This window comes from Exiguobacterium sp. s43 (assembly GCF_018617255.1).
Taxonomy (GTDB): domain Bacteria; phylum Bacillota; class Bacilli; order Exiguobacteriales; family Exiguobacteriaceae; genus Exiguobacterium; species Exiguobacterium profundum.
In genome coordinates, this window is record NZ_JACSJT010000012.1 from 1 (window position 1) to 900 (window position 900).

Sequence of the window (900 nt, forward strand, 5' to 3'; positions counted from 1 at the left end):
ATGGTGCGGTCGAGAGGACTTGAACCTCCACGGTGTTAACCACCACTAGGCCCTCAACCTAGCGCGTCTACCGATTCCGCCACGACCGCGTATTAAGATGGAGCGGAAGACGGGATTCGAACCCGCGACCCCGACCTTGGCAAGGTCGTATTCTACCACTGAACTACTTCCGCATAAGTATTTAGAGATGCGGGTGAAGGGACTCGAACCCCCACGTCAAAGACACTAGATCCTAAGTCTAGCGCGTCTACCAATTCCGCCACACCCGCATGTGAAATTACGCATTGAATAAAAAATAATGAGAAATGGTGAGCCATGCAGGGCTCGAACCTGCGACCCTCTGATTAAAAGTCAGATGCTCTACCAACTGAGCTAATGGCTCATTAAATTTTAATGGGGCGGCTGAAGGGAATTGAACCCTCGAATGCCGGAATCACAATCCGGTGCGTTAACCACTTCGCCACAACCGCCATGAAAAAATGGTGCCGGCGAAAGGATTCGAACCCTCGACCCTCTGATTACAAGTCAGATGCTCTACCAACTGAGCTACACCGGCGTGTTATATGGTGGCTTTGGACGGAATCGAACCGCCGACACAAGGATTTTCAGTCCTTTGCTCTACCAACTGAGCTACAAAGCCATACGTATTAAATTAAAAATGGCGGTCTCGACGGGATTCGAACCCGCGATCTTCTGCGTGACAGGCAGACATGTTAACCCCTACACCACGAGACCGTTTTTAAGTCATATCGACTTTACCTATTTTAAAGGTCATTCTATGTAAAGTCAATAACTTTTTTAAAAAAATAAAGCCTGGCAACGTCCTATCCTCACAGGGGGAGATCCCCCAACTACTTTCGGCGCTGAGACGCTTAACTTCCGTGTTCGGCATGGGAACGG

The 900-nt window shown here is 49.2% G+C and carries 8 tRNA genes and 1 rRNA gene; all 9 read right to left on the bottom strand.

Annotated features, from left to right (window positions below):
• Position 1: 1 nt before the first annotated feature.
• Positions 2-89, bottom strand: a tRNA-Leu gene (locus tag KNO79_RS15420).
• Positions 90-98: 9 nt separating this feature from the next.
• Positions 99-173, bottom strand: a tRNA-Gly gene (locus KNO79_RS15425).
• Between the two features lie 15 nt (positions 174-188).
• Positions 189-269 (bottom strand) — tRNA-Leu (locus KNO79_RS15430).
• A 37-nt stretch (positions 270-306) separates the two neighbouring features.
• Positions 307-382 (bottom strand) — tRNA-Lys (locus KNO79_RS15435).
• Positions 383-394: 12 nt separating this feature from the next.
• A tRNA-His gene (locus KNO79_RS15440) sits at positions 395-470 on the bottom strand.
• 10 nt (positions 471-480) lie between these two features.
• Positions 481-556: transfer RNA gene (locus KNO79_RS15445), tRNA-Thr, on the bottom strand.
• A gap of 8 nt (positions 557-564) precedes the next feature.
• A tRNA-Phe gene (locus KNO79_RS15450) sits at positions 565-640 on the bottom strand.
• A 19-nt stretch (positions 641-659) separates the two neighbouring features.
• Positions 660-735, bottom strand: a tRNA-Asp gene (locus tag KNO79_RS15455).
• Between the two features lie 76 nt (positions 736-811).
• A 5S ribosomal RNA gene (gene rrf / locus KNO79_RS15460) occupies positions 812-900 on the bottom strand; the annotation flags it as partial.